17 protein-coding genes are annotated in these 19,256 nt (G+C 64.3%); 7 read left to right on the top strand and 10 right to left on the bottom strand.

The genetic code is table 11. The annotated features are described in order from the left end of the window. Window positions 1–69 precede the first annotated feature (69 nt). Entirely contained in the window at window positions 70–495 is a 426-nt protein-coding gene (locus AB7535_RS37705; RefSeq protein WP_166066578.1) for a DUF1330 domain-containing protein, read from the bottom strand. Between the two features lie 168 nt (window positions 496–663). Between AB7535_RS37705 and AB7535_RS37700 the strand changes: the two genes are divergently transcribed. Beyond that, window positions 664–2,880 carry a transglycosylase domain-containing protein gene (locus tag AB7535_RS37700; RefSeq protein WP_354113296.1) on the top strand — a complete coding sequence of 739 codons (2,217 nt, stop codon included), beginning with the start codon at window positions 664–666 and terminating at the stop codon, window positions 2,878–2,880. Window positions 2,881–3,434: 554 nt separating this feature from the next. Then, window positions 3,435–4,100 carry a hypothetical protein gene (locus AB7535_RS37695; RefSeq protein ID WP_354113295.1) on the top strand — a complete coding sequence of 222 codons (666 nt, stop codon included), beginning with the start codon at window positions 3,435–3,437 and terminating at the stop codon, window positions 4,098–4,100. Between the two features lie 367 nt (window positions 4,101–4,467). Here the strand turns inward: AB7535_RS37695 and AB7535_RS37690 are convergent, their stop codons facing one another. From AB7535_RS37690 to AB7535_RS37675, 4 genes are all read right to left on the bottom strand, one after another. Further along, window positions 4,468–5,307: a M48 family metallopeptidase gene (locus AB7535_RS37690; protein ID WP_063980051.1), complete on the bottom strand. Its 840-nt coding sequence runs from the start codon at window positions 5,305–5,307 to the stop codon at window positions 4,468–4,470. A 310-nt stretch (window positions 5,308–5,617) separates the two neighbouring features. Further along, window positions 5,618–6,946: a polyhydroxyalkanoate depolymerase gene (locus tag AB7535_RS37685; RefSeq protein WP_071909004.1), complete on the bottom strand. Its 1,329-nt coding sequence runs from the start codon at window positions 6,944–6,946 to the stop codon at window positions 5,618–5,620. A 121-nt stretch (window positions 6,947–7,067) separates the two neighbouring features. Then, window positions 7,068–7,886 carry an ABC transporter permease gene (locus tag AB7535_RS37680; protein WP_063980053.1) on the bottom strand — a complete coding sequence of 273 codons (819 nt, stop codon included), beginning with the start codon at window positions 7,884–7,886 and terminating at the stop codon, window positions 7,068–7,070. Further along, a complete protein-coding gene (locus AB7535_RS37675) occupies window positions 7,883–8,686 on the bottom strand; it encodes an ABC transporter ATP-binding protein (RefSeq protein ID WP_028149360.1) in 804 nt (267 codons plus the stop codon). Before AB7535_RS37675 ends, AB7535_RS37680 begins: the two co-directional genes overlap by 4 nt. Before the next feature lie 106 nt (window positions 8,687–8,792). Here AB7535_RS37675 and AB7535_RS37670 point away from each other — a divergent pair, with 106 nt between their 5' ends. Both AB7535_RS37670 and AB7535_RS37665 read left to right on the top strand, forming a co-directional pair. Next, entirely contained in the window at window positions 8,793–10,115 is a 1,323-nt protein-coding gene (locus tag AB7535_RS37670; protein ID WP_028149359.1) for an ActS/PrrB/RegB family redox-sensitive histidine kinase, read from the top strand. Window positions 10,116–10,217: 102 nt separating this feature from the next. Further along, on the top strand, window positions 10,218–10,772 hold the full coding sequence (locus AB7535_RS37665; RefSeq protein ID WP_014491094.1) for an ActR/PrrA/RegA family redox response regulator transcription factor: 555 nt from the start codon (window positions 10,218–10,220) through the stop codon (window positions 10,770–10,772). A gap of 126 nt (window positions 10,773–10,898) precedes the next feature. On the opposite strand, the gene AB7535_RS37660 is transcribed toward AB7535_RS37665, so the two are convergent. Next, window positions 10,899–11,390 carry an MmcB family DNA repair protein gene (locus tag AB7535_RS37660; protein WP_283017868.1) on the bottom strand — a complete coding sequence of 164 codons (492 nt, stop codon included), beginning with the start codon at window positions 11,388–11,390 and terminating at the stop codon, window positions 10,899–10,901. 84 nt (window positions 11,391–11,474) lie between these two features. Continuing rightward, the gene (locus AB7535_RS37655) at window positions 11,475–13,079 is read right to left on the bottom strand and encodes an alpha-amylase family glycosyl hydrolase (protein WP_283017869.1); all 1,605 of its coding nucleotides are present in this window, start codon (window positions 13,077–13,079) and stop codon (window positions 11,475–11,477) included. Between the two features lie 173 nt (window positions 13,080–13,252). Here AB7535_RS37655 and AB7535_RS37650 point away from each other — a divergent pair, with 173 nt between their 5' ends. Beyond that, window positions 13,253–13,933: an MBL fold metallo-hydrolase gene (locus tag AB7535_RS37650; protein WP_283017870.1), complete on the top strand. Its 681-nt coding sequence runs from the start codon at window positions 13,253–13,255 to the stop codon at window positions 13,931–13,933. Window positions 13,934–13,936: 3 nt separating this feature from the next. On the opposite strand, the gene AB7535_RS37645 is transcribed toward AB7535_RS37650, so the two are convergent. Next, entirely contained in the window at window positions 13,937–14,305 is a 369-nt protein-coding gene (locus AB7535_RS37645) for a winged helix-turn-helix transcriptional regulator (RefSeq protein ID WP_071908999.1), read from the bottom strand. Window positions 14,306–14,444: 139 nt separating this feature from the next. Between AB7535_RS37645 and AB7535_RS37640 the strand changes: the two genes are divergently transcribed. Further along, window positions 14,445–14,747: a hypothetical protein gene (locus AB7535_RS37640; RefSeq protein ID WP_223153830.1), complete on the top strand. Its 303-nt coding sequence runs from the start codon at window positions 14,445–14,447 to the stop codon at window positions 14,745–14,747. 22 nt (window positions 14,748–14,769) lie between these two features. Here the strand turns inward: AB7535_RS37640 and AB7535_RS37635 are convergent, their stop codons facing one another. Together AB7535_RS37635 and AB7535_RS37630 are read right to left on the bottom strand one after the other, a co-directional pair. Continuing rightward, window positions 14,770–15,942 (bottom strand): extracellular catalytic domain type 1 short-chain-length polyhydroxyalkanoate depolymerase, encoded by a 1,173-nt coding sequence (locus tag AB7535_RS37635; RefSeq protein WP_283017871.1) that lies wholly within the window; start codon window positions 15,940–15,942, stop codon window positions 14,770–14,772. A gap of 139 nt (window positions 15,943–16,081) precedes the next feature. Beyond that, entirely contained in the window at window positions 16,082–17,494 is a 1,413-nt protein-coding gene (locus tag AB7535_RS37630) for an MFS transporter (protein WP_439037545.1), read from the bottom strand. Window positions 17,495–17,642: 148 nt separating this feature from the next. On the opposite strand from AB7535_RS37630, the gene sthA reads away from it, so the two are divergent. Further along, window positions 17,643–19,034 carry a Si-specific NAD(P)(+) transhydrogenase gene (sthA, locus tag AB7535_RS37625; protein ID WP_071908996.1) on the top strand — a complete coding sequence of 464 codons (1,392 nt, stop codon included), beginning with the start codon at window positions 17,643–17,645 and terminating at the stop codon, window positions 19,032–19,034. Window positions 19,035–19,256: the final 222 nt, after the last annotated feature.

Genomic DNA, 19,256 nt, shown 5'->3' with positions numbered 1-19,256 from the left:
CAAGTCAAAGGCGTGGATGGCCGGGTCAAGCCCGGCCATGACGATGGAAAAAGATTCGCCCGACGGCATTCAGGTGGGTATCTCTCCAAAGTTCTTGCCCACCGGCAGCACCGCGTGCCGGATCAGCCGTGAATCCTCCACCGCGGCCTGGCGATGCTTCACCGCTTCGCGATAGACGGGATCGCGGATCATCTCGACGAAGGCGGCAACGCTTGGATATTCGGCGATGAAGCAATGGTCCCAGCGCTCCTCTTGCGGGCCGATCAGCATCAGCTCGAATTTGCCCTGCCAGACGATGCGGCCGCCGAGGCGCTCGAACACCGGGCCGCTCTCGCGGCCGTAGGCCGCATAGGCTTCCGCGCCGCTCGCCTTGCGGCCGTCGGGATAGGCCGCCTCTTCGCGCAAGCGCACGAGGTTCAGCATGTGGATCGGGCCGGGACGGTCGTTGTCCCGGAACTGCGCAAAAATCTCCTTGCTCGGATCGATATGGCCCATGCCGGTTCCCTCTTGTTTTATGCGGGCGATCCTAGCTCTGCCGCCGGGCGAGCGGAACTGCGGCTGGCGAATGCCGCACCTCCTAATCGCGCGTTAAGCTCTGGGTAACCGGGCCTTAAACAGCGACCGGTAGCGTGCGACGGGGCGGGCTGACCGGGCGTTTTGCGTATGGCGTGGGGAAAGAAAAAGGGTGGGCGGAAGGAGCCGTTGTTCGGCTTGCCTGCTGCGCTCGCCGATCTGCGCCTGACCGCGGCCGACCGCGTCCCCGGCGGCGAGGACAAGCCGAAGAAATCAACGAAAGCATCCACCAAGCGCAAGAGCGAGGATGCCGGCGACGAGCCGCCGCGCGAGCGGAAGGCACAAGCCGGCCGCAGCGGCGCCAAGCGCCGGTCGAAATCGGGCGGAGGCTTCAGCCTCGGCCGCCTCGTCTATTGGGGTGCGGTGCTCGGCCTGTGGGGCATGATCGCCGTGATCGGCGTCGTGATCTATGTCGGCGCCCATCTGCCGCCGATCCAGTCGCTGGAGATTCCCAAGCGCCCGCCGACGATCCAGATCGTCGGCATCGACGGCAGCATGCTGGCGCAGCGCGGCGAGATGGCGGGCGCCAACGTCTCGCTGAAGGACCTGCCGCCCTATCTGCCGAAGGCCTTCATCGCCATCGAGGATCGCCGCTTCTACTCGCATTTCGGCATCGACCCGATTGGCATCCTGCGGGCCCTCGTCACCAACGTGCTCCATCGCGGCGTCTCGCAGGGCGGCTCGACCTTGACGCAGCAGCTGGCGAAAAACCTGTTCCTGACCCAGGAGCGGACCATGGCGCGCAAGCTGCAGGAGGCGGAGCTCGCGATCTGGCTGGAGCGCAAGCATTCCAAGAACGAGATTCTGGAGCTCTATCTCAACCGCGTCTATTTCGGCTCGGGCGCCTATGGCGTCGAGGCCGCGGCGCAGAAATATTTCGGCAAGTCGGCGAAGGACGTCACCGTCGCCGAGGCCGCGATGCTGGCGGGCCTCGTCAAATCGCCGTCGCGGCTGGCGCCGAACCGCAATCCGGAAGGCGCGGAAGCGCGCGCACAGATCGTGCTCGCGGCGATGGCGGATGCAAAATTCATCACCGAAGCACAGGCGCAGGCCTCGATCGGCCACCCCTCCTACAACGTGAAGCCGGCCGGAGCCGGCACGCTCAACTACGTCGCCGACTGGATCGGCGAGGTGCTGGACGATCTGGTCGGCCAGATCGACGAGAGCATCAAGGTCGAGACCACGATCGATCCGAAGCTGCAGAGCGTGGCGGAAGCCGCCATTATCGACGAGCTCGCGGCCAAGAGCGTGAAGTTCAATGTCAGCCAGGGCGCGCTGGTGGCGATGACGCCTGACGGCGCGGTACGCGCCTTGGTCGGCGGGCGGAACTATTCCGACAGCCAGTACAACCGCGCGGTCACCGCGAAACGCCAGCCGGGCTCCTCGTTCAAGCCGTTCGTGTACCTGACCGCGCTCGAGCAGGGGCTGACGCCTGACACGGTGCGTCAGGACGCGCCGATCGAGGTCAAGGGCTGGAAGCCCGAGAACTACACCCATGAATATTTCGGCGCGGTGACGCTGACGCAGGCGCTGGCAATGTCGCTCAACACCGTCGCCATCCGCCTCGGTCTCGAGGTCGGGCCGAAGAACGTGGTGCGCACCGCGCACCGGCTCGGCATCTCCTCGAAGCTCGAGCCCAATGCCTCGATCGCGCTTGGCACATCCGAAGTCTCGGTCGTCGAGCTGGTCGGCGCCTATGCCCCCTTCGCCAATGGCGGCTTCGCGGTGGCGCCGCATGTCGTCACGCGGATCAGGACGCTCAGTGGCAAGCTGCTCTACATGCGGCAAGCGGAAGAGCGCAACCAGGTGATCGACCCGCGCTATGTCGGCATGATGAACACGATGATGCGGGAGACGCTGATATCAGGCACCGCCAAGAAGGCGGAGATCCCCGGCTGGCCGGCGGCCGGCAAGACCGGTACCAGCCAGGATTATCGCGACGCCTGGTTCATCGGCTACACCGCCAACCTCGTCACCGGCGTCTGGCTCGGCAATGACGACAACTCGCCGACCAAGAAGGCGACCGGCGGCGGCCTGCCCGTCGAAGTCTGGTCCCGCTTCATGCGCACGGCGCACGAGGGCGTGCCGGTGGCCGCCTTGCCGAACTCGCAAGCGAACTGGGGGCTGTCGAACCTCGCGCAGGCGGCATCGCAGGTGTCGCCGCCGACGGCGACGACAGCGCCGGGGCCGGCACCGGCGAGCAGTGGCGGCTATCGCCTGCCTCCGACGCGCGCCAATGTGCGGCCGGAAGCCGCAGCAGGCCTCGACGGCTGGCTGATGGACCGGCTGTTCGGCGGAAATCGGTAGCTTCGAGCTGAGGTCCCCAGGGCCTCAAAACAAAAAACGCGAAAACAACCCCATGCACAGTAGCCGGTGGTATCAGGCGCGCCGCGCGGTGGGTTGTAGGAAACGTTTGATCCGGCGGGACAAATCGAGCGTGCCGCGCAATCGTCGCGAACTATGGCGAGGATCGCGCAAAGCGCGCTGACGTCGCCCTACTCACAACTGTCATTCCCCGCCACCGGGTCTCGCCTTCGGCGAGCCCGATGACAGGCTCCAGCGGGGAATCCAGTATTCCGAGACGTGGAGATTCAAAACAGCTGCCGCGGCGTGCTGGATCGCCCGCCTTCGCGGGCGATGACAGTGATGGATGCGGCCAGCAGCGGTTGCTCGGGCTGACATCGCGCCACGGCTTCGGCAAGTCCTGCCCAACAAGTCCTGCCCAAGACGGCAAGATTTACCGATGCCGAAATATCCCTGAACGCCAAAACACCAGTCTCTTCAAGGCTCCGACATCGGCCCAGGAATTGCTCTCTTAGGTTGAGTTCCGAAGACTCGGGTTTAGTGGGAAGGAGCGTTCCATGATTGCAGGTCTATCCAGCGCGGCGTTGCCCTATCTGCGTCCTGCATCAACGTCCGGTTCCAATGCGACAACGGCATCAGATCTCCAGCCGGAGGCGTCGACTGCAACTGACGCTGCGATCAGCAGCCCTGGAATCAGCGTGTCCCAACTCAAGCCGCTGCAAGGCGCCAAGCCGATCTCGGTGGCGGATAACCCGGTCCTGCGCGACCTGATGGCAACGAATTGGCTGATGACCCACGGCGCGAACGCGACTCAACCGGCCGTCTCGGACGATGCACCTGAGAACACCTACGCCCAGGTGAAGGTTGACGGCAAGGTGGTGGCCACACTGTACAATGGCGGGTCCTCGACGATGACCAACGCGGCGGCCGCAAAGATCGGCAAGCTCGAGGATCCTCCCGGTCTGAGTGGACCTGATCTGGCGCAATGGCGAGCCGACAATTACGCCAAGCTGCTTGGCGGCACCGTCGAAAAAGCATCCACCGCGATCACGCAATCGCAATGGACACCGCGTCAGAGCAATTCTGCGATCTATAGTCGCGATCAGCTCGACGCGGCCTTCCAGGCGATGCTGGCCGAGAGCCAGAAGGCCACCGCGCAACTGCAATCGTCCTATCTCGCCTCGCGCGCGCAGCCGGGGACAAGCGCAGATATCAGCGCCTGACCTGAGAGATGGTCTGAGGACGCGCGGCATCCGGGCGACGAGTCAAAGCACATCAAGCAAGATCATCCCGGCTGACGCCGAACAACGAGCAGCCATCGTCGGCGTTCAACGCCCGCGATGTCGCGCGACGAGAGCTGCTCGCCTGGATAGTCCGATGGTCGGTCGTTCGGGAAAATCGGGAAGCGTGGCACGAGACGCACTGATGTCGCCCCGTCCTCCGCTGTCATTCCCCGCGAAAGCAGGGAATCCAGTACGCTGCGGCTTCTCGGCTTAACAATGACCGCCTCTGGAATACTGGGTCGCCCGGTCAAGCCGGGCGACGACAGTGAGTGTTGGGCTAGCAGCGAGGCCTAATCTGCAGCGCGCCCTAATCCTCGACACCGTACCGGTGCAGGTCGTTGCCGTGCGTATCGAGCCACTTCTTGGCGCGCTCCATCGACGGGCAGGCCTTTCCGCAGACGCGCCAGAACCGCGCCGAGTGGTTCATCTCGACGAGATGGGCGACCTCGTGCGCGGCGAGGTAGTCGAGCACGTAGGGCGGCGCGAGGATGAGGCGCCAGGAGAACGACAGCGAGCCGGCCGAGGTGCAGGAGCCCCAACGGCTGGACTGATCGCGGATCGAGAGGCGCTTGACCCTGACGCCGAGCTCGACGGCATAGGCCTCCGCCGAGCGCTGGAGATCGTGGCGCGCCTCGCGCTTGAGGAAGTCGCTGACGCGGCGGTCGACATGCTCGACCCCGCCGGCGACGCAGAGAATGCGTTCACCGCTGTCGCGCACTTCTGTCCATACCGTGCCGCGCGTGCCGGCACGATGAACGATACGATGGGCCGTGCCGCGTAGCGGTATCACTGTGCCGGGTTGGAACGGCGCAGCCTTCGGCAAACGGCCGAGACGTGCAGCGATCCACGCGCCGTGACGTTGTGCGAAGTCCTTGGCTTCGGCCAGCGTGCCGCGCGGCGGGATGGTGAGGATGGCTTCGCGATCGCTCGGATGGATTCTGAGCGTGTAGCGGCGCGCGCGGCGGTGCCGACGCAATCGAATCGCAAAAAACTGCGATCCATGGGTGATGACCAGGGTCTTCGGCTCGTGGGGCCGCCGATAGAGGAGTGCGCGAGTGGCCATGTCTGTCAGTCCGGGGGGCAGGAGGGCGCCCGGATTCTGCCATAACCGCCGCCAGGGAAAGCGCTCGGCGCAAAAACAAATCATTTGCCCAATATACAGCGGTCTAGCGTCCGGGAGACCCTACAGACTGGGGTTGGAACCCGGTTTTTTCGCCCCCGCTGGACGCATGCGGCACCCCCAAGGGCTGAGGTGGGACTCACTCCTATAAGGCTACCTAAATACCGCGAATCTGGAGGGAACCAACCCCTGCCGGAACCCCCGGCAGGGCGTCGATTTTCAGCGGGAAAGCCGAAAAACGCGCCCAGAGCCGTTCCGATGGATCGGAACGGCTCTGGATTCCTATTCTGACGCGTTTTCTTTACGCGAACCGGTCGCCACTTCGCTCGAAAACGCTCTATTCAGCCGCAAGAGCCTGCAACGAGCTCGGATTCGCAGCCGAGACCATGAAGTCATGGATGCGCGGCACGATTTCCGACTTGAAGCGCGAGCCGTTGAACACGCCGTAATGCCCGACGCCCTTCTGGACGTAATGAACGCGGCGGTGATCGGGGATCGAGCTGCACAATGTGTGTGTTGCTTCGGTCTGACCGAGCCCGGAGATGTCGTCGTTCTCGCCTTCGACCGTCATCAGCGCCACGCGCGTGACCTTCGAGGGGTCGACGCGTGTTCCGCGATGGGTCATCTCGCCCTTCGGCAGCGAGTGCTTCACGAACACGGTGTCGACCGTCTGCAGATAATACTCGGCGGAGAGATCCATTACCGCGAGATATTCGTCGTAGAAGTCGCGATGCTTGTCGACGAGGTCGCCGTCGCCCTTCACCAGATTGGCGAACAGGCGCTTGTGGGCGTCCATGTGCCGGTCGAGGTTCATGCTGATGAACCCGTTGAGCTGCAGGAAGCCCGGATAGACGTCGCGCATCATGCCGGGATGCGGGAACGGCACCTTGGTGATGACGGTGTTGCGGAACCAGTCGATGCCGCGCTCCTGGGCGAGCTTGTTCACCCCGGTCGGATTGCGGCGGGTGTCGATCGGGCCGCCCATCAGCGTCATCGAGGTCGGCACGAAGGGATCGCGCCGCGCTTCCATGATCGAGACGGCGGCAACGACGGGAACGGAGGGCTGGCACACCGCCATGACATGGGTGTTGCCGCCAAGGACGTGCAGCATCTCGATGACGTAGTCGATGTAGTCGTCGAGATCGAAGCGGCCCTCGCTCAGGGGCACCATGCGGGCGTCGGCCCAATCGGTGATGTAGACCTCATGCGCCGGCAGGAAGGCCTCGACCGTGCCGCGCAGCAGCGTCGCGTAGTGGCCGGACATCGGCGCCACGATCAGCACGCGAGGCTGCGGGCTGCGCAAGGGACGGGCGAACTTGCGATCGAAGTAGAGCAGCTTGCAGAACGGCTTTTCCCAGACCGAGCGGACCTCGACGGGAACGCGGATGCCGTTGACCTCGGTGTCGTTGAGGCCCCATTCCGGCTTGCCGTAACGTCGCGTGGTGCGTTCGAACAATTCACAGGCCGCGGCGACAGACTTGCCGACCTCGGTGCGCGCCCACGGATTGAGGGGATTCTGAAACAGAAGCTTGGTCGCATCGGTGACCGCACGCGCCGGATTGAGAGAGGCCTGCCCCATCTCGTACATCCAGTACATCGGCGTCGTCAGGACCGGACTGCCTTCGGCCGCCAGGGGCGGCGCGCCGCCGAACTCACCAATAGGCATCGTTAAAATCCTCTTCGCATCGCAACATACTGCCGAATGCGTAATATTGCGTCAATGCATGGTTCCGTACATCTACGGAGCCGGAACGGCTAAATCAGCCTGAATCCACGGGAAAGTGAGATTATTCACCGCTCGAGAGCAGCGAGCCGTGCTTCTTGGCGCTCCGCAAAAGGGCAAGGAATGCCCCAAAAGATGCAACCAGCAGCACCGCATTGATGGCCAACGCACGCAGCATCAGATCGATCCGGAGGGTCTGTTCGATCAGGAGCGCCCGCATTCCCTCGAACACATAGGTCGGCGGCAGCGACCAGGCGACGTATTGCAGCCATGCCGGCAGCACGCTGACGGGATAGTAGACGCAGGCGAGCGGCATGATCGCGAACATCAGGGTCCAGACGATGCTCTCGGCGCCAAGGCCGTTTCGTAAGACCAGCCCCGAGACGAAGATGCCGACCGCCCAGCTCGTGAAGATCAGATTGCAGAAGAACGCGATCAGCGGCAGACCGAGGGCGTAGACGTTGAAGTGAAACAGGAACAGCGCGAGCAGCGTCATCGGGATGACGCCGATCGCGAGCCGGATCATGCTCATGATCATCAGCGACAGCAGAAACTCGATCGGCTTCAGGGGGCTCATCATGAGGTTGCCGATGTTGCGCGCCCACATCTCCTCGAGGAACGAGATCGAGAAGCCGAGCTGGCCGCGGAACAGGATGTCCCAGAGGATGACGGCGCCGATCAGCGTGCCGCCGGCGCGCGCGAAGAAATTGGCGTTCTCGGCGATGTAGAGCTGGAGAAAGCCCCAGGTGATGACCTGGAGCGCGGGCCAATAAAGCAGCTCGAGCAGCCGCGGCCAGGACGACATCAACAGGTACCAGTAGCGCAGGATCATCGCGCCGATGCGATGGATGGAAATGCCGCGATGAAGGGAGAGCTCGGTCATCGCGCCGCCTCCTTCGCACCGTTCGCCCGCCCGCGCGCGACGTCCAGGAACACCTCCTCCAGCGTGGTGCGGTTGTAGCGCGCCATGATGGCCTCCGGCGTGTCGTCGTCCTCGATGCGGCCGCGCTTCATGATGATGACGCGGTCGCAGAGACGCTCGACCTCGAGCATGTTGTGCGAGGCCAAGAGGATGGTGGCGTTGTTCTCCTTGCGATAGCGCTCCATATGCGCGCGCACCCAGTCGGCCGTATCCGGGTCGAGCGAGGCGGTGGGCTCGTCCAGCAGCAGCAGCTCGGGCTGGTTGATCAGCGCCTTCGCCAGCGCGACGCGGGTCTTCTGCCCGGCGGAGAGCTTGCCGTTGGCGCGGTCGATGAATTCGGTGAGATCAAGCTCGTCGGCCAGCCTGGCGATGCGATCGGAGACGTTCTTCACCGCATAGAGCTTGCCGAACACGGTGAGGTTCTGCCGCACCGTGAGCCGCATCGGCATGTCGACATAGGGGCTCTCGAAATTCATCCGCCCCAGCACCGCCGCGCTCTCCTCGGGCATCCGATGCCCGAGCACCTGCACGCGGCCGGAGGTCGGCAGCACCAGGCCCATGATCATCGCGATGGTCGTGGTCTTGCCGGCGCCGTTGCCGCCCAGGAGCCCGGTGATGCTGCCACGCGGCAGCGAAAAGGAGATATCGTCGACGGCGCGGGTCTGCTTGTAGACCTTGACGAGGTGATCGACCGCAATGGCCGCAGAGGAGCCGCGCTCCGCGACAGTCGGCGGACTTGAAGCTTTGTCGTTCCCGGTCATGCTAGCCGTTCTTCTGCTATTGCAGCGGATAGCGCAAGGCTTGTAATCCGGGTGGTTCCGCGAGCCCCGCGTTTGTGACCGAGAAGGCACCGCCACATTGGCCGAGATGACCGAGACTGCCGATACCGACTTCCGCCATGCACAGCGGCATATCCGCCTGGACACGATCCTGCGGCTGCGCTGGCTGGCGGTGCTCGGCCAGCTCGCGGCGATCTTCATCGTGGCGCAGGGGCTGGAGTTCAACGTCGAGATCGTCCCCTGCGTCAGCATCATCGCGCTGTCGGCGGCGCTCAACCTGGCGCTCCAGACCGTGTCCAATCCGCTGCAACGGCTGGAGCCGATGCAGGCGGCCGGACTGCTCGCGCTGAACATCGTGGAGCTGGCGGGGCTGCTGTTCTTCACCGGCGGACTGCAGAACCCGTTCTCGTTCCTGTTCCTCGCGCCCGTGCTGATCTCGGCCACGGCGCTACCGGCCCGCCTCACCTTCGGCCTCGGCCTGCTCGCGGTGGCCTGTGCTTCGGTCCTGTTCTTCTTCCATCTGCCGCTGCCCTGGGATTCCGATGATCCCCTGGTGCTGCCGCCGATCTATCTCATCGGCATCTGGCTCTCGATCGTGCTCGCGATCGGCGTCACCAGCCTCTACTCGTTCCAGGTGACGGAGGAGGCGCGCAAGCTCGCCGACGCGCTGGCTGCGACCGAGCTGGTGCTGACACGCGAGCAGCATCTGACCCAGCTCGACGGCCTGGCTGCCGCAGCGGCGCACGAGCTCGGTACACCGCTCGCGACCATCTTCCTGATCTCGCGCGAGCTGGAAAAGACGGTGAAGGACCCAAGTTTCGCCGCCGACCTGAAAACCCTGCGCGAGCAGACCCAGCGCTGCCGCGACATCTTGAGCAAGATCACCCAGCTTTCCTCCGAAGGCGCGCCGTTCGACCGCATGAAAATGTCGGAGCTGATCGAGGAGGTGGTGGCCCCGCACCGCGATTTCGGCGTCGACATCAAGGTGCGGATCGCGGTGGCGGCCTTCGCCGAGCCGATCGGCTCGCGCAACCCCGCGATCCTCTACGGGGTCGGCAACATCGTCGAGAACGCGGTCGATTTCGCCCGCACCACCGTCGAGGTGAATGCATGGTGGAACAAGGACACGATCGAGCTCGTGATCTCCGACGACGGCCCGGGCATTCCGCCCGATATCCTTAACCGGATCGGCGAGCCCTATTTGTCGCGGCGGCGCAATCTGGATGACGGCGGCGGCGAGCGGCGTGGGCTCGGGCTTGGCGTGTTCATCGCGCGCACCTTGCTGGAACGCACCGGGGCCAAGGTCTCGTTTACCAACCGGACCTTTCCGGAACACGGTGCGGTGGTTCACATCAATTGGCCGAGAGAGCGTTTTGAGACTATCGAGACGCTCGAAGAAACAATAGGATAGGCCGCGACCTTGCGTCGCACAGCAGGGCCGATCGACTATTTGCGGCCTTGGCACCGCCTGATTGCGACGCCATATGTAGATGTGCAGAGAGAGGACAACACCTTGAACGCCATCGCCGAACTGAATGAACAGACCGACCGCTCGCTTCTCATCGTGGAGGACGACAAGCCGTTCCTGGAGCGGTTGTCGCGCGCGATGGAGACCCGTGGCTTTGCGGTGACGTCGTGTGACACCGTCTCGGATGGCCTCGCGCAGATCGGCAAGGCCGCGCCCGCATTCGCCGTCGTGGATCTGCGGCTCGGCGACGGCAATGGTCTCGACGTCGTCTCCGCGCTGAAGAAGAAGCGCCCCGAAGCCCGCGCGATCGTGCTGACCGGCTATGGCAACATCGCCACCGCCGTGACCGCCGTGAAGATGGGTGCGATCGATTATCTGTCGAAGCCCGCGGATGCCGACGACGTCGTCGCCGCGCTGCTCTCGACCAGCTCGGAGAAATCCGAGTTGCCGACGAACCCGATGTCCGCCGACCGCGTCCGCTGGGAGCACATCCAGCGCATCTACGAGATGTGCAACCGCAACGTCTCGGAGACGGCGCGCAGGCTGAATATGCACCGGCGTACGTTGCAGCGGATTCTGGCGAAGCGCGCGCCGCGGTAACGGTCTCGTAGGGTGGGCAAAGGCGCGTAGCGCCGTGCCCACCGCTTCTACTTCAATCCTGATCGGCTTGGATGGTGGGCACGCTTTCGCTTTGCCCACCCTACGGCGTCCGAGTTCGCCGCGCCGCTACTCCCAAAAATCCGCGTGGCCCTGCGGGTCGACCAGACGGTTGATCCGTAGCGCTGCCGCCATCGCGAAACGCACCGTCATCTGCTTGCGCGTGGCGGCGGCGATCTTGTGCTCGGGCGCCTCGCACTGCATGTACGCGCCATAGGCGTCCGCAATGATCAGGCCGGTGTCTTGCGGAAAGATCTCGCACGGCAGATCCTGCGTGAAGGCGAAGAACAGCCGGTCGCAATGGGCGCGGTATTCGTGCCATTTCTGGTCGGCACGCAAATCCTCGACCGACGATTTGATCTCCACGATCCAGATCTCGCCGCGCTCGTTGAGCGCCACCAGATCGGCGCGCCGGCCCGACGGCAGCGGCAGTTCGCTGATGCAGGTAAAGCCGAGCGAGCGCAGCAGCCGCGCCGTGCCGCGAGCGATCGCCAGCGCCGTCTCCGACTGGCGGCGGTCGGGCGGCGGAACCAGGGCGATGTTGCGGGCGGTGCTGTCCATGGGGGGAGCTTACCCGATTCCGGTAGGCGCGGACACTGTCCGATGAACCGCGACCACACGCTCATCTGTCGTCCCCGCGAACGGCTAGATGTATGGCAGCATCACCACCACGCCCTCATTGCCGCGCAGGTCCAGCACGCCTTCCAGCCTCTCGCCCTCGCGATCCAGAAACGTCGACAGCAAGATCTCGCTGTTGAAACGGATCGCGCTGGTGGTCACGGCGATCGGGTCGGGCCCGAGATTGAGGACGACGATGATCGCGATGCCCTCGGCCTCGCGGCGATAGACCAGCAGATCGCCTTGCGCGGCGATCGGATGGTAGTCGCCCTCGACCAGCGCCGGAGATGCCTTCCGCAAGGCAATCAGCCGCTTGTACAGACTGAGGATCGAACGCGAATCGGCTTCGAGATCGGCGACGTTCTCGCGGATATGGTCCTCCGGCAGCGGCAGCCAGGGCCTTACGCCGGAGAAGCCGCTGGCCGGCGACGCATCCCACTGCATCGGCGTACGGCAGCCGTCGCGCCCCACTCCGATGCCGGGCACATTCTTCTCGAAGGGATCGCGCACGTCCTCGGGGGAGATCGCCAGCTGATGCATGCCGATCTCGTCGCCGTAATAGAGCGTCGGCGTGCCGCGCAGCGTCAGCAGCAACATGGCGGCGACGCGCGCCTGCTCCGGCCCGACACGACTCGCGACGCGCGGACGATCGTGATTGCCGAGCACCCAGTTAGGCCAGGCGCCCTTCGGCAGCGCCTTCTCGTAATCCTCGACGATTGTCTCGATCGATCGCGCGCTCCAGAAGGTCGAGAGCAGTGCGAAGTTGAACGGCATCTGCGCGCCGGTGAGATCGTTGCCGTAATAGGCCATCAGCCGGTGCAGCGGCAGATAGATTTCGCCGATCAGCACGCGGTCGCGATACGCGTCCGTGACGCGCCGCATCTCGGCGATGACGTCATGCACCTCCGGCTGGTCGGTGGAGTATTGCGTCAGAATCCTCTCGTTCGGCGGCCGGCCCTCGACGTAATGCGGGTTCGGCGGGTTGTCGCGGAATTCGGCATCCTTGATCAGGTGCCAGATCACGTCGACGCGGAAGCCGTCGACGCCCTTCTCCAGCCAGAACCGCATCGCGTCGTAGATCGCCGCGCGGACATCCGGATTGCGCCAGTTGAGATCCGGCTGCTCGGCAAGGAAGGCGTGGTAGTAATATTGACCTGTCGTCTCGTCGAACTGCCATGCGCTGCCGCCGAATTCGGACAGCCAGTTGTTTGGGACACCGCCATCGGCGGCCGGATCGCGCCAGACGTACCAGTCGCGTTTGGGATTATCGCGCGAGGCGCGGCTCTCGACGAACCAGGGATGCTGGCTTGACGTGTGGTTCGGCACGAGGTCGAGGATCAGCTTCAGCCCGTTGTCATGCGCAGCCGCGAGCAGCGCATCGAAATCCGCCATCGTGCCGAACAGCGGATCGATGCCGGTATAGTCGGAGATGTCGTAGCCGAAATCGGCCATCGGCGAGGGAAAGATCGGCGACAGCCAGATCGCGTCGACGCCGAGCGATTTCACGTAAGGCAGCCGGCGCAGAATGCCGGCGAGATCGCCGACGCCGTCACCGTCTGAGTCCTGAAAGGAGCGCGGGTAGATCTGATAGAAGATGCCGTCGCGCCACCACTTTTCGCCGCCCTGAGCCATGCCGGAAAACCCACCCAAAATTCTGCGTCTCGCGCGAGTGAACGCGGAACGAACGCTGCGGTTCAAACCAGCAAGCGAATTGGGACGGCCGTGTGACGGGGGGTGCGGCTGTTCCCGGGTGGGGCACGAATCTTTTGCTTGGCGGCATGGCAAAAATCGGCATTGTGAGGCCCATGACCGAGCAAAACGACACCCAAGAATCCCAACAAGCCAAGGCCGGCGCGATCATCGTTCCCGTAACGCTGTTCGAGCAGAACTGCACCATCATCTGGGACGAGCCCAGCAAGAGAGCCGTGGTGATCGATCCCGGCGGCGACGTTCCGAAGATTCTGGACGCGATCAAGCAGACCGGCATCACCGTGGAGAAGATCTGGCTGACGCACGGCCATATCGACCATGTCGGTGGCGCGGCCGAATTGCGCGATGCGCTGAAGGTGCCGATCGAGGGGCCGCATGTCGCGGATAAATTCCTGCTCGACAACGTGGTCGAGAGCGGCGCCCGCTTCGGCATGACGGAGGTGCGCAATTTCGAGCCGGACCGCTGGCTCGACGAGGGCGACAGCGTGTCGATCGGCGGCCTGCATTTCGACATTCTGCACTGCCCGGGCCACTCGCCCGGCAGCGTGGTGTTCTTCAACAAGGACTTGCGTTTCGCCCATGTCGGCGACGTGCTGTTCGCCGGCTCGGTCGGGCGCACCGACCTGCCCGGCGGCAGTCACGCCACGCTGATCAACTCGATCAAGACCAAGCTCCTGCCGCTCGGCGACGATGTCGGGTTCATCTGCGGCCACGGCGCCGGCTCGAGCATCGGCCAGGAACGGATGACCAATCCGTTCATCACCGGCGAGATGTGAGCGTTACTCGGCGGCCTCCGCCAACGCCGCCGTCTCACTGAGGTTGCGTTCGCCCCAGTCGCGGATCGCGGCGACGACCGGCACGAAGCTCTTGCCTTTGCGCGTCAGGCGATACTCGACCTTCGGCGGCACCTCGCCAAAATCCTTGCGGTCGATCAGGCCGCTTTGGGTCAGCGCCTTCAATTCGCGGCTGAGCACCCGCGGGGTGATCTCGGCGCTGCCGGCCATGCCGCGCAGCAGGCCGCTCCTGATCTCGCCATAGCGGCGCGGGCCGTCCCTGAGGTCCCAGACGATGCGGAGCTTGTACTTGCCGCTGATCATCTTCTGAAAGGCCGTAACCGGACAGGTGCGCGCCGGGTTTGCCCTTGCCATGTCGTCTCCTTCATACGCAGCCAGCTTGCAGGAGGATAGGAGCGACGTCGAAAAAGTCCATACTATCAATTTTGTCCATACTTGCAGGATCGCCTGCAAGGCGCAGATGATGGCGCACCAGACGAACAGGGAGCGTCACATGAAGCACTTCATGATCAGGTACGAATTCAGGAACGGCACGACGGAAGCCTGGCACCAGGAGATCGGCCGCTTCATCAAGGCGATCGAGGGCGATCCGGAGTTGAAGGGGCGGATCGGCTATCGGGTCCTGAAGAACCGCGACGACGCCAGCTACTTCCACCTCGCCAGCGTCACCGACGAGGCCGCGCAAAAGGCGCTGCAATCGCGCGACTTCTTCAAGGCTTATCAGGAAATGACGCGGAAGGTCGCCGGCGGCGAGGTGACGGTGGCGCCGATCGAATGGATCGATCAGACGGCGTAGCCGTCGCTTATCGAGCGACGAACTACTTCATCAATCCCGCGGCGGTCAGTGCGCGCGTGATGATCTGGCCGAGATCGAAGCCGCGCGCCGCCTCGCGCTTCGGCTCGGCCGGCTCTTCGGCGACGGCGGCGCGGATCGAGCGGGCGAGATGCGGCGCGGGTGAAAGCGCCGGCTTCGACGTCCCAGGCCCGGCCTTCTTCCCGGCCGCGTCCGGAATCCAGCCGGTGAGGCCGAAGAACTTTGCGATGTGGTACGACGAGGAGATACCGGCCTCGATCAGGAACGCGCCTTCGATGCCGTAACGCTGATCATTATCGGCGAGGCCGAGCGGCGTGCCGTGGGCCATGTCGGTGATGGCGTAGGACTCGACCAGCGTTTCGCCGTCCTTGTTCCACCAGGCCTGGCGCGGATAGCCGTCGACAATGGTCTCCGCCATCGGCACGGCCGGCAGATCGTGCAAATCGAGCCACTGCTTGACGATCTCGCTGGCGTTGCCGGGATTGACGGTGCGGTCGGCGCTGCCGTGCCACACTGAGATTTTCGGCCAGGGCCCGCGATGGTTCGAGGCGCGCCGCACGAAATCGCCGAGTTCGCGCTCCGGCCGCGCCGGCGAATGAAACATGCCGTCCAGCGCCTCGCGCAGGTTCGAGGCGATGCCATAGGGCAACCCGGCGATCACCGCGCCGGCCGCGAAGACTTCCGGATAGGTCGCGAGCATCACCGACGTCATGCCGCCGCCGGCGGAGAGACCGGTGATGAAGACGCGCCTGGGATCGATGCGGTGCGCTTCGGCCATATGCGCGATCATCTCGCGGATCGACCGCGCCTCGCCGCCGTCCCGCGCAGTGTCTTCCGGATTGAACCAGTTGAAGCAGGTGTTGCCATTGTTGACGCGCTGCTGCTCGGGCATCACCAGCGCGAAGCCGTAATGCCTCGCGAGCGTCGCCCATCCCGCGCCGAGATCGTAAGCAGCGGCAGTCTGGCCGCAGCCATGCAGCACGACGACGAGCGCGCGCGGCTTCTGAAGCTGCGTCGGCACGAACGCGAACATGCGCAGGTTTCCGGGATTGTCGCCGAAGCCGATGACTTCTTCCAACGGGCTGGATACGTCCGCGCTCCGGCCGAATTCGGCAAGGCGCAGACCATCCACCTTTGGCAGATGTCTCAAGAGAGCGAGATTTTTGGCAAGCGACACGGCAACTCCTGGCAGGCGACGTTCAACGTTCACCCAAACCAAATAGTTGCTGCGGTGCAAAATAAAAAGCCCGTGTGCTGTCTATCACCCGAAATCACGCAAAAATCCGCAGGAATACGCATGAATTAACCGCAATGCCTCAACTTCGTGCAGAGACGCGGCGCATCCACGCCAGAAATGCGGCGCAGATCGTGATTAACGCCGCAAACGCGGCGAGCGAAACAAAGAAGCCTGCGCGCGCCGATTGCAACGCTTCAACCGCGAAGAACGCCGCGCCGATTGCGGCCACTCCGGCCGCATTTCCGATCTGCGCTGTCGTGCCGTACATGCCGGACGCGGAGCCTGCGGCGACAGGCTTCACCGTCGAGAGCACCGCACCGGATAGCGGCGCCATCACCAGCCCCTGGCCGTAGCCGAAGATGATCATGACGAGTGCGAGCAGGATCGGCGCCGGCGCATCGATATAGCCCGTGACCAGCGCGAGTGCGGCGAGGCCCGCGATCTGCAACATGCAGCCTTCGATCAACACCTTGGTCCCGCGATGGCGCGCCCGTGCGCCGCTGTGACGCGACGCGACCACGAAAGCCAGCGCGAGCGGAATGAAGGCCATGCCGGCTGCGAGCGGCGGGATCTTCAGGCCGCGCTGCATGAACAGCGTCATGACGAGATAGAACGAGAGATTGGCGACGAAGAAAAAGAACGCCGCGCCGAGCCCACGCAGGAAGGCTGCGTCGGACAGCAGCGTCAGATCGATCAGCGGCATGCCGCCGGCGCGCGCCACCGCATGCTCGAGCTTCAGGAAGGCGACAAGGATCACGCCGCCGCTTGCCATCACGGCCCATAGCCACGGCGCCCAGCCGACATCGTGACCGAACAGCAGCGGTCCGATCAGGCACAACAGCCCCGCGAACAGCACCACGCTCCCTTTGATATCGAGCCGCGTGCCGGCCCGGCGCGGCACCGACGGCATGATGCGCCAGGCGGCGGCCGCAATGACGAGGCCGCAGGGCACGTTGACGAAGAACACCGAGCGCCAGCCGGTACCGGCGAGGTCGATCGTGACCAGGAGACCACCGAGCAGGAAGCCCGCGGCGCCCGCAAGCCCGAGCACGATGCCGTAGATGGCGAAAGCGCGGCTGCGCTGTTCGTCGGTGAAGAGCAGATGCAGCGTCGCCAGCACCTGCGGCACCATCAGCGCGGCAGTCGCGCCCTGCGCCAGCCGCGCGATGATCAGCTCCGCGCCCGATTGCGCCAACCCGCACCACAGCGAGGTCGCCGTGAAGCCGAGCACGCCGGCCAGGAAGACATTCTTCGTGCCGTGGATGTCGCCGAGGCGGCCGCCGGTGACGACCAGCGTGGCGTAGGCGATCAGATAGATCGCGATGACGGACTCGATCTGCGCCGGCGTCGCATGCAGATCGACCGCGATGGTCGGAATGGCGACGTTCACGATGAAGGCGTCGACGCCGAACATGAATTGAGCAGCGACGACGATCGCCAGCACGCCCCAGCGGCGCGACGAATCGACTTGTTTTGTGACGGTTTGATGCATTTTCGCGCGAGCCTTCGGCGATTTATTTGCGCGCAAAACTCGCAGATCGGCGTCATCGGCGCGATTACCTCCGAGGTAGGACTTGCCGCTTTGGCCCGATTGCTGCATGGCAATTCCCGCTGGTTTTGCGGGCTCGGAAGTTTTCCGGATGTACGACTACGACATGGTGGTGATCGGCTCGGGCCCGTCGGGGCGCCGGGCTGCGGTGCAATGTGCCAAGCTCGGCAAGGCCGTGCTGGTGGTGGAGAAGGGCCGACGGGTCGGCGGCGTCTCGGTCCATACCGGGACGATTCCTTCAAAGACCCTGCGCGAGACCGTGCTCAATCTCTCCGGCTGGCGCGAGCGCGGCTTTTACGGCCGCTCCTACAAGGTGAAGCAGGACATCGCGGCGAGCGACCTGATGATCCGCCTTCAGAAGACGCTCGACCATGAGGTCGAGGTACTCGAGCATCAGTTCAGCCGCAATCTGGTGCGCACCGCCAATGGCGAGGCGCGGCTGGTCTCACCGCACGAGGTCGAGATCACGAGCTCAATTGGCGAGGTAAAGGTGGTGTCGGCCGCCTTCATCCTGATCGCCTGCGGCACGCGCCCGTTTCGCCCCGACTACGTGCCATTCGACGGCACCACCGTGCTCGACAGCGACGAGATCATCGAGCTGCCAAAGCTGCCGCGCAGCCTGGCTGTGATCGGTGCCGGCGTGATCGGCGTCGAATACGCCACCATCTTCAGCGCGCTCGACGTGCCCGTGACCCTGATCGAACCGCGGCCGACCTTCCTCGATTTCATCGACAAGGAATTGATCGACGAGTTCGTGCACGAGCTGCGCGACCGCAATGTCGCGCTGCGGCTCGGCGCCAAGGTCAACTCGATCGAGAAGACTGCGCAGGGTGGCATCGTCACGCATTTGTCGGACGGGCGGCACGTCACCACGGAAATGCTGCTGTTCGCGGCGGGGCGCGTCGGCGCGACCGACCGGCTAAACTTAGAGGCGGCCGGCATCGTCGTCGACCATCGCGGCCGCATCTCGGTCGATCCCGTGACCTTGCAGACCAGCGTGCCGCACATCTACGCCGCCGGTGACGTGATCGGCTTTCCGAGCCTTGCTTCCACCTCGATGGAGCAGGGACGCGTCGCCGCCTGCCACGCGCTCGGCATGGAGCCGCTCGCGCCGCCGGAGTTCTTCCCCTACGGCATCTATTCGGTGCCGGAAATATCGACGACGGGACTCACCGAAGAAGAGGTGCGCACGCGCGGCATTCCCTACGAGGTCGGCATCGCACGCTTCCGCGAGACCTCGCGCGGCCACATCATGGGGCTGAACAGCGGCATGATGAAGATGATCTTCTCGACCAAGACGCGCCGGTTGCTCGGCGTGCACATCCTCGGCGAAGGCGCCACCGAGCTGATCCATATCGGCCAGGCCGTACTGAACCTCAAAGGCACCATCGACTATTTCATCCAGAACACGTTCAACTATCCGACGCTGGCTGAGGCGTACAAGATCGCCGGGCTGGATGCGTGGAACAGGATGACGCGGTAATCTTCTCCTCGCCCTCTTCTCGTCATGCCCGGGCTTGTCCCGGGCATCCACGTTCTTCGTAGCGCCGCAAAGGTCGTGGATGGCCGGGACAAGCCCGGCCATGACGGTGTGGAAGCCTCTGCACGCAAGAATGGGGAGAAAGAGAAGAGAGTGGTCTTCGCTGCGCATGCCTGCATTCCGCCGCGCGGGACACCGCGCGATTGCCTTCGCTATCGCCAGCAC

It is taken from the genome of Bradyrhizobium sp. 956_D2_N1_4 (assembly GCF_052076025.1).
Taxonomy (GTDB): Bacteria; Pseudomonadota; Alphaproteobacteria; order Rhizobiales; family Xanthobacteraceae; genus Bradyrhizobium; species Bradyrhizobium barranii.
Note: the sequence above shows the minus strand (reverse complement) of the source record. Positions and strands in the feature narration are given on the sequence as shown.

Excerpts from the sequence above, each read along its gene's own strand:
- AB7535_RS37680 (WP_063980053.1), bottom strand. The coding sequence starts at position 7,886 with ATGACCGAGCTCTCCCTTCATCGCGGCATTTCCATCCATCGCATCGGC.
- AB7535_RS37705 (WP_166066578.1), bottom strand. The coding sequence starts at position 495 with ATGGGCCATATCGATCCGAGCAAGGAGATTTTTGCGCAGTTCCGGGAC.
- AB7535_RS37695 (WP_354113295.1), top strand. The coding sequence starts at position 3,435 with ATGATTGCAGGTCTATCCAGCGCGGCGTTGCCCTATCTGCGTCCTGCA.
- AB7535_RS37645 (WP_071908999.1), bottom strand. The coding sequence starts at position 14,305 with ATGGCAAGGGCAAACCCGGCGCGCACCTGTCCGGTTACGGCCTTTCAG.
- sthA (WP_071908996.1), top strand. The coding sequence starts at position 17,643 with ATGTACGACTACGACATGGTGGTGATCGGCTCGGGCCCGTCGGGGCGC.
- AB7535_RS37650 (WP_283017870.1), top strand. The coding sequence starts at position 13,253 with ATGACCGAGCAAAACGACACCCAAGAATCCCAACAAGCCAAGGCCGGC.
- AB7535_RS37700 (WP_354113296.1), top strand. The coding sequence starts at position 664 with ATGGCGTGGGGAAAGAAAAAGGGTGGGCGGAAGGAGCCGTTGTTCGGC.
- AB7535_RS37675 (WP_028149360.1), bottom strand. The coding sequence starts at position 8,686 with ATGACCGGGAACGACAAAGCTTCAAGTCCGCCGACTGTCGCGGAGCGC.
- AB7535_RS37670 (WP_028149359.1), top strand. The coding sequence starts at position 8,793 with ATGACCGAGACTGCCGATACCGACTTCCGCCATGCACAGCGGCATATC.
- AB7535_RS37685 (WP_071909004.1), bottom strand. The coding sequence starts at position 6,946 with ATGCCTATTGGTGAGTTCGGCGGCGCGCCGCCCCTGGCGGCCGAAGGC.
- AB7535_RS37630 (WP_439037545.1), bottom strand. The coding sequence starts at position 17,494 with ATGCATCAAACCGTCACAAAACAAGTCGATTCGTCGCGCCGCTGGGGC.
- AB7535_RS37690 (WP_063980051.1), bottom strand. The coding sequence starts at position 5,307 with ATGATTTGTTTTTGCGCCGAGCGCTTTCCCTGGCGGCGGTTATGGCAG.
- AB7535_RS37640 (WP_223153830.1), top strand. The coding sequence starts at position 14,445 with ATGAAGCACTTCATGATCAGGTACGAATTCAGGAACGGCACGACGGAA.
- AB7535_RS37660 (WP_283017868.1), bottom strand. The coding sequence starts at position 11,390 with ATGGACAGCACCGCCCGCAACATCGCCCTGGTTCCGCCGCCCGACCGC.
- AB7535_RS37655 (WP_283017869.1), bottom strand. The coding sequence starts at position 13,079 with ATGGCTCAGGGCGGCGAAAAGTGGTGGCGCGACGGCATCTTCTATCAG.